This is a genomic window from Vibrio sp. 10N.261.52.A1, from assembly GCF_002876325.1.
GTDB lineage: Bacteria > Pseudomonadota > Gammaproteobacteria > Enterobacterales > Vibrionaceae > Vibrio > Vibrio chagasii.
In genome coordinates this window covers 1-5580 of record NZ_MCYD01001132.1, presented here as the reverse complement: position 1 = coordinate 5580, position 5580 = coordinate 1, and the positions used below count along the sequence as shown (strand labels likewise).

The window sequence follows — 5580 nt, the reverse complement described above, 5'->3', positions numbered from 1 at the left end:
TAACTAGGGCTCTTGCAATCGCCACTCTCTGCTTTTGACCACCAGAAAGCTGGTTTGGTTTGTGGTCGAGGCGATCCCCTAGTCCGACTTGCTCTAGCAATTTAGCGGCGCGCTGGCGACGTTCTTTGGCTTTGATGCCAGAGTAAACCAACGGCAGTGCCACGTTATCCAATGCTGTCGCGTATTCCAACAAGTTAAAGCTTTGGAAGACAAAGCCTATCTTTTGGTTGCGAATACCGGCTAGCTCGTTCGGGCTTAAACTTGCGACGTTTTGACCACCCAATTGGTATTGACCATCGGTCGGTTTGTCTAGGCAGCCCAGCATGTTCATCAGAGTCGATTTACCCGAGCCAGACGGACCAAGAATGGAAAGAAATTCCCCTTGGTTGATGGTTAAGTCGACGCCATCTAGCGCACGAACTTCCGCCTCTCCGCTTGAGTAGTATTTACAAATGTTGGTCAAATCAACCAGTGGCGTGTTCGACATCTTGTCTCCAGAATTCTTGTTATTCACTTTGTAGTGCCTCCAGCGGGCTCACTTTTGCGGCGCGGTTTGCAGGCAGCCATGCAGAAGCGACACCAATAAACACTAGGGTGGAAATCACTATCGCAACCACGATCCAAGACAGCTCAGGGACCGGTTTTCCAAGGTGTTCATAAAAGGTGTTGCCCTCTAGGTTTATGGCGCTGATGGCCGATACAAGCGCGTACGTCACACCTAACCCCAGTACACCGCCGAGCATCATGGTCATCAGCGATTGTACTAGGTAGTGAAGACGAATGGCTGTTGGCGTGGCACCGACTGCCATGCGCACACCGATGTCTCGGGTGGAACGTTTTACGGTCGCGTACATGACATTCGCAATCCCTACGCCCGCGACAGCCAGCGTGACAAAGCCGATGATGCCAAGAAAGCTTTGTAAACCAATCAAGAACTGCTGCATGCTTTTCTGTTTGAGGAACATGTCTTCCACTTGGACGACTTGCTCATCACTCACACTGGCGCCGTGTTTACGAGCAATCACCTGACGAATGGTCTTTGCCAGTTTTTCACGATCAGCATGAGCTTGCGGCTCGACGTTGATGCCTCCGATATCGCCGTTAGTATGAAAGCGCTGCCACGTGGCTAAAGGCACAAAGCTGGAATAGTTAATTTGGTCGCCCTGCTCAACTTCGGCGCTGTTCTTCTTCAACACACCAATTACGGTGAACTCTTCACTGCCAATCTTGACCTTTTCGCCGACAGGATTGGTTTGCAGTGTCACGGGGGCAAACCAGCTGAAGTCTTCATTAGGGTTAAATAAATCCGCAGCCAGTGAATAGCCCAACACAACGACTTTACGCATCTCTTTTTGATCAAGTGGATTGAGCCAACGTCCGCCATCCATTGGGATTAAGTTGGTCATCGATGCGAAGTCTGTCGTGACGGCGAGTGGTTTTTGCCATATTCCTCGATCACCGACTGTAATGCGCTCATCCCAAACGGCGGTTGGCGCAACGCTTTTCACCTCAGGCAAGGCTTTAATTACGTCGGTATCGTCGGCTTTTAAGGTGAGAAATTTACCTTGGTGGAACACGCCATAATCGACGGTCGCCATGCCTCCGGTTAAGTAAATCAGGTTCCCGTTACCATCTTGCGCTGTTCTTAATACGCCTTGGCGAATGCCCTCGCCCACCGCCAGCATGGCTGCGATGCATAGGGTCGCCCATGCAACGGCAAGAATGGTCAATCCCAAACGCAGCTTTTCTGCTGCCATTTCCTGAAAGATTTGTCTCATTGGTAGCAACATATTTACGCCCTCGCACTTAATGCTATTACGGGGGTGAGACGCGATGCTCGCCTTGCCGGAAAGTAAGACGCCAGCAGCGCCAGAACGAGAGTCACCAATAATGACCAAGTAATGGAATCTGGCGTAATCACAGGAAAGCCTAACCAATCTGGTAAATGCATAGACCCGAGCAGTGCGACCACCAAGTAAGCCACCATTAAGCCAAGTGCGGTACCAACGGTCACCAATAACAATCCTTCAAGGATGAACTGGCTGAGTATGGATTTTTGCGTCGCGCCAATTGCCAAGCGTACACCGATTTCTCGCGTTCGCTCTGTCACAGAGAGGAACATGATGTTCGCAACGCCAAGTGCACCAACGGCCATGGTCATTGCGCCGCTTGCACCCAGGAAGATTTGAATGCCGCGGAAAATCCCCGTGATCACCGCCGCTCCCTCGCTAAAGTCTGGCAAGTTAATCGCTTCTTTGTCGGTCGGGTCAAAGTGCAATTGTTTGGCATAAAAGTTAACGATGGCTTGTCGGAATGCGTTGCTATCCATGCCGTCGACAGGCTTGAGTAGCAGCATCCAAGGCTTGGTATCCCACAAATCAAGGTACGTGGTATGAGGGATGAAAACTCTGCGGCTGTCACCAAATGAAATGCCCGCATCTTCGTCTTTCATAATGCCGATCACCAAAAATGGAATGCCATTGACTTTGGTGGTTTGCCCGACATGAATTCCCCCCATCCTAGCGACTTGATCCCCCAAAATCGCAACACGGGTGTGGTTGGCAATATCACTGGGTGAAAGGTTACGCGAACCTTGCTCTAACTTACGTTGAATCAACGAGAAGTAATGGGAGTCAATGCCACTGACGAAGCTCGTCAGGTTCTGCCCTTTTTCATTGGTGACGTTCGCATCCCACTTGGCATAAACACTGGATGCTTGTTTCACAAAACCCGATTGTTCGATCATATCGACCTTATCCTGCGGGATCTGGATCTGGCGTCTCAGGGGTAAGCCATGCCAAGGTTTACTGGTGCTCGACGGAAAGGCGACTTGCACATTGTTGACCATAAACGACAACTGCTGAGTTTGATGGCGATAAAAACCTTCACCCAATGCAATCAACACCACAACCGAAATCACACCCCAAGCAATCGCCACGATGGCCAACATGCTCTTCATGCGATGCGCCATCAGTGTTTGCCATGTTTGCTGCAATAAGGTTTGCTGTAATAACGTTTGTTGCAATAGACGGATCATGAATTAAATGCTCGGGAGATCAGTACCATGGTGTCGTCATCTAACTTACCTGCGGTTTGCAACAAGCCGATACGCTGACGCCAGTAGTTGTACAGGTTGTTTTGCAGGCTGTTTTTCGCTTCAAACAAGCTGTTGTGCGCACTGATCACTTCCGAGACTTCTAACAAGCCGGCATCGTAAAGTTTCTCTTTGCTGCGCAACACTTTCTCACGAGAAGTCACCAGCTCGTTCGCCATTAAGACTTGATTCCAGTTGATGTCGACTTGAGTAAATTGCTGAATCACGCGCTTTTGGATGTCGATTTCGACTCGACGTAAGTCTTGTTTTGCGCTGAGGGTATTGAGTGACGCTTCGTCCACTCTGGCACGCGTTGCGCCGTTCAAGTCAATCGGCACGCTTAGTGTGATGCCAGCGCTGAACTCGCCGTCTTTGCGTCTGTCATCATCGTTATACCCAACGTTACCTTTCACCGTTGGGTAGTAACCGCCTTGGGCTGAGTCTTTAGCAAACTCGCTGGCTTTGACGTTCTGAGCTGCCACCAGCAACTCTGGGCTGCTGTCTTTAGCAAGCTTTAACCATTGTTCTTGTGATTCCACCATCATTGGTGGTTGAACAAGGGAGTCAGTGCGAATTTGGTCAACGTCTTGTGGAACTTGGTTGATCAAAGCCGCCAGCTCTGCTCGTTTGACTTCTAAGTCTGAGCGCGCATTCAAAATACCGGCTTTATCGGCAACTTGTGTCGCACGGATCTCTTCGACATCAACGGATTTCACTTTACCTGCTCGGTAACGCTTCTCGATGATCTTTAGCAGTTTGTTGCCTTCTTCCAGTTTGGACTGCGCCAGTTGCAGATCCCCCTGCGCGCTTGCCACATCCAAGTAAGACGAGAGTAGTCTTTGTGCAAGTTCATTGTGTGACTGAGCAAGCTCTAGCTGAGATTTAATGTAGTTGGCATTGGCTTGATCCAAATCTGACCACAAGCTGCTGTCCCAGATGGTTTGAGAAAGCGATGCGCCATAACTGTTGGTGTTGTCGGCGGATTCATTCCAATTCGCCGATGCCGTCGCACTTAAGCCGGGTAAGAGTGAGCTGCGGCTTGCATCAACACCCACTTCACCGAGTTGAACACCAATTTTGGCTTTCTCGTAGTTCGGGTCATTTTGCTTCGCCTGTTGCCATGCTTGTTCAATCGAGATGGCATAGCTTGGTAAGCTGAGTGTGGCGGCCAGAATCGCGCATCCGATTTTAGATAGATTTCGCTTAGCCATGCGCGGCTCCCATCATCATGCTGTTATCGATGATTTCTTCGTCTAGCTTAACGCCGTCCAATACTTCTACATTGATGCCATCCGACAAACCAAGCTTCACTTTTTGTTTGTGGAAACCTTGCTCTGAGCTATCTGGAATCAATACGTTTGGTGTATCGCCATCAAATTGCAGTGCTCGTTCTGGCAAGGTTAAGACGTTCTCAGATTTCTTCAGTGTGATTTGTGCTGTGGACGAGAAACCCGAACGCAGTAAGATCTCTTTCGGGATCTTCAGGTCACCAACTTCCACTTCAAATCCGTTATCAAAGCTTTTTGCCGTCGCGTTACCTTCTGGCGAGTTAAGGTTCTCTGATTGGATCGCAACTTTGGTTAACACTCCGGAAATTTCCATATCAGGATAAGGCGCAACGGTAAGTAATACAGGCATGCCCGGGGAAAGCTGCCCGGCATCGTGCTCGCTGACGCTGCCTTTGAAGATCAGGCTGTTCATGTCTGCCAGAGACATCATTTCTGTCGCCGCTTGGCTGGATTCGGTCGAGATGATTGGCTCACCGACTTCTACTTTGCGGTTTAATACTGTGCCATCGATTGGTGCATAAATGGTTGAGGTTAAACGGGCATCACCAATGGAAGCTTCACCACTGCGGATCAGTTCTAGATTCTGGCGCTTTTGCAGTACGTTCGCTTGAGCGGATTTCACTGCTGAGCGTGCGCTGACGTATTCGTCGTAGTTGTTTGGAATGATGTCTTGTTTCACCAAGCTTTCAAGGTTAGCCAGCTTTTGCTTAGCGGATTCTAAGTCGGCTTCGCTGCGCATGAGATCTGTTGATGCATCGGTTAATGCTTGCGGCGTCGGGTTGGGGCGAACCTTAATCAATGCTTGGCCTTGCTTGACCTTCTCACCGACCTGCACGTACATCTCGCCCACGATGCCATCGATTTGCGACTTAATAGACACCGAGTGCGCAGGGACAATATTGCCGACCGCTACCGCTTGTTTTTCAATGGTTCCCTTTTCCACCGCCAGCGTTGGAAACGCCTCTGGTTGAGTAGAAGATTGCAGATAAAAATATGCACCGCCGCCAAGCAATGCAACGCTCACAGCAGAGACAAGCCAAATTTTTGCCATTATTGATACCGATTATTTTTGTGTAGTCTTGTGACCATCTTATGAACATAAAGTTCTAGAATCATATCGGCTTTAATGTCGCGAGTTTGTAATATTTGGTATGGCTATGTCAGATAGCTATTGACAGTAAGTTAGATGGATAATCC

The 5580-nt window shown here is 49.4% G+C and carries 5 protein-coding genes; all 5 read right to left on the bottom strand.

Annotation, left to right across the window (positions count from 1 at the left end):
- Positions 1-487, bottom strand: a 487-nt coding sequence (locus BCT81_RS24270) for an ABC transporter ATP-binding protein (RefSeq protein ID WP_198596955.1), incomplete at its 3' end; no start/stop codon positions are given.
- 19 nt (positions 488-506) lie between these two features.
- The gene (locus BCT81_RS24265; RefSeq protein ID WP_102426130.1) at positions 507-1790 is read right to left on the bottom strand and encodes an ABC transporter permease; all 1284 of its coding nucleotides are present in this window, start codon (positions 1788-1790) and stop codon (positions 507-509) included.
- Positions 1791-1792: 2 nt separating this feature from the next.
- Positions 1793-3037 carry an ABC transporter permease gene (locus tag BCT81_RS24260; RefSeq protein ID WP_102426129.1) on the bottom strand — a complete coding sequence of 415 codons (1245 nt, stop codon included), beginning with the start codon at positions 3035-3037 and terminating at the stop codon, positions 1793-1795.
- The gene (locus BCT81_RS24255) at positions 3034-4305 is read right to left on the bottom strand and encodes a TolC family protein (RefSeq protein ID WP_038889916.1); all 1272 of its coding nucleotides are present in this window, start codon (positions 4303-4305) and stop codon (positions 3034-3036) included. The genes BCT81_RS24260 and BCT81_RS24255 overlap by 4 nt, the downstream gene beginning before the upstream one ends.
- Positions 4298-5434: an efflux RND transporter periplasmic adaptor subunit gene (locus BCT81_RS24250; protein WP_102426128.1), complete on the bottom strand. Its 1137-nt coding sequence runs from the start codon at positions 5432-5434 to the stop codon at positions 4298-4300. Before BCT81_RS24250 ends, BCT81_RS24255 begins: the two co-directional genes overlap by 8 nt.
- Positions 5435-5580: the final 146 nt, after the last annotated feature.

Excerpts from the sequence above, each read along its gene's own strand:
- BCT81_RS24250 (WP_102426128.1), bottom strand. The coding sequence starts at position 5,434 with ATGGCAAAAATTTGGCTTGTCTCTGCTGTGAGCGTTGCATTGCTTGGC.
- BCT81_RS24265 (WP_102426130.1), bottom strand. The coding sequence starts at position 1,790 with ATGTTGCTACCAATGAGACAAATCTTTCAGGAAATGGCAGCAGAAAAG.
- BCT81_RS24255 (WP_038889916.1), bottom strand. The coding sequence starts at position 4,305 with ATGGCTAAGCGAAATCTATCTAAAATCGGATGCGCGATTCTGGCCGCC.
- BCT81_RS24260 (WP_102426129.1), bottom strand. The coding sequence starts at position 3,037 with ATGATCCGTCTATTGCAACAAACGTTATTACAGCAAACCTTATTGCAG.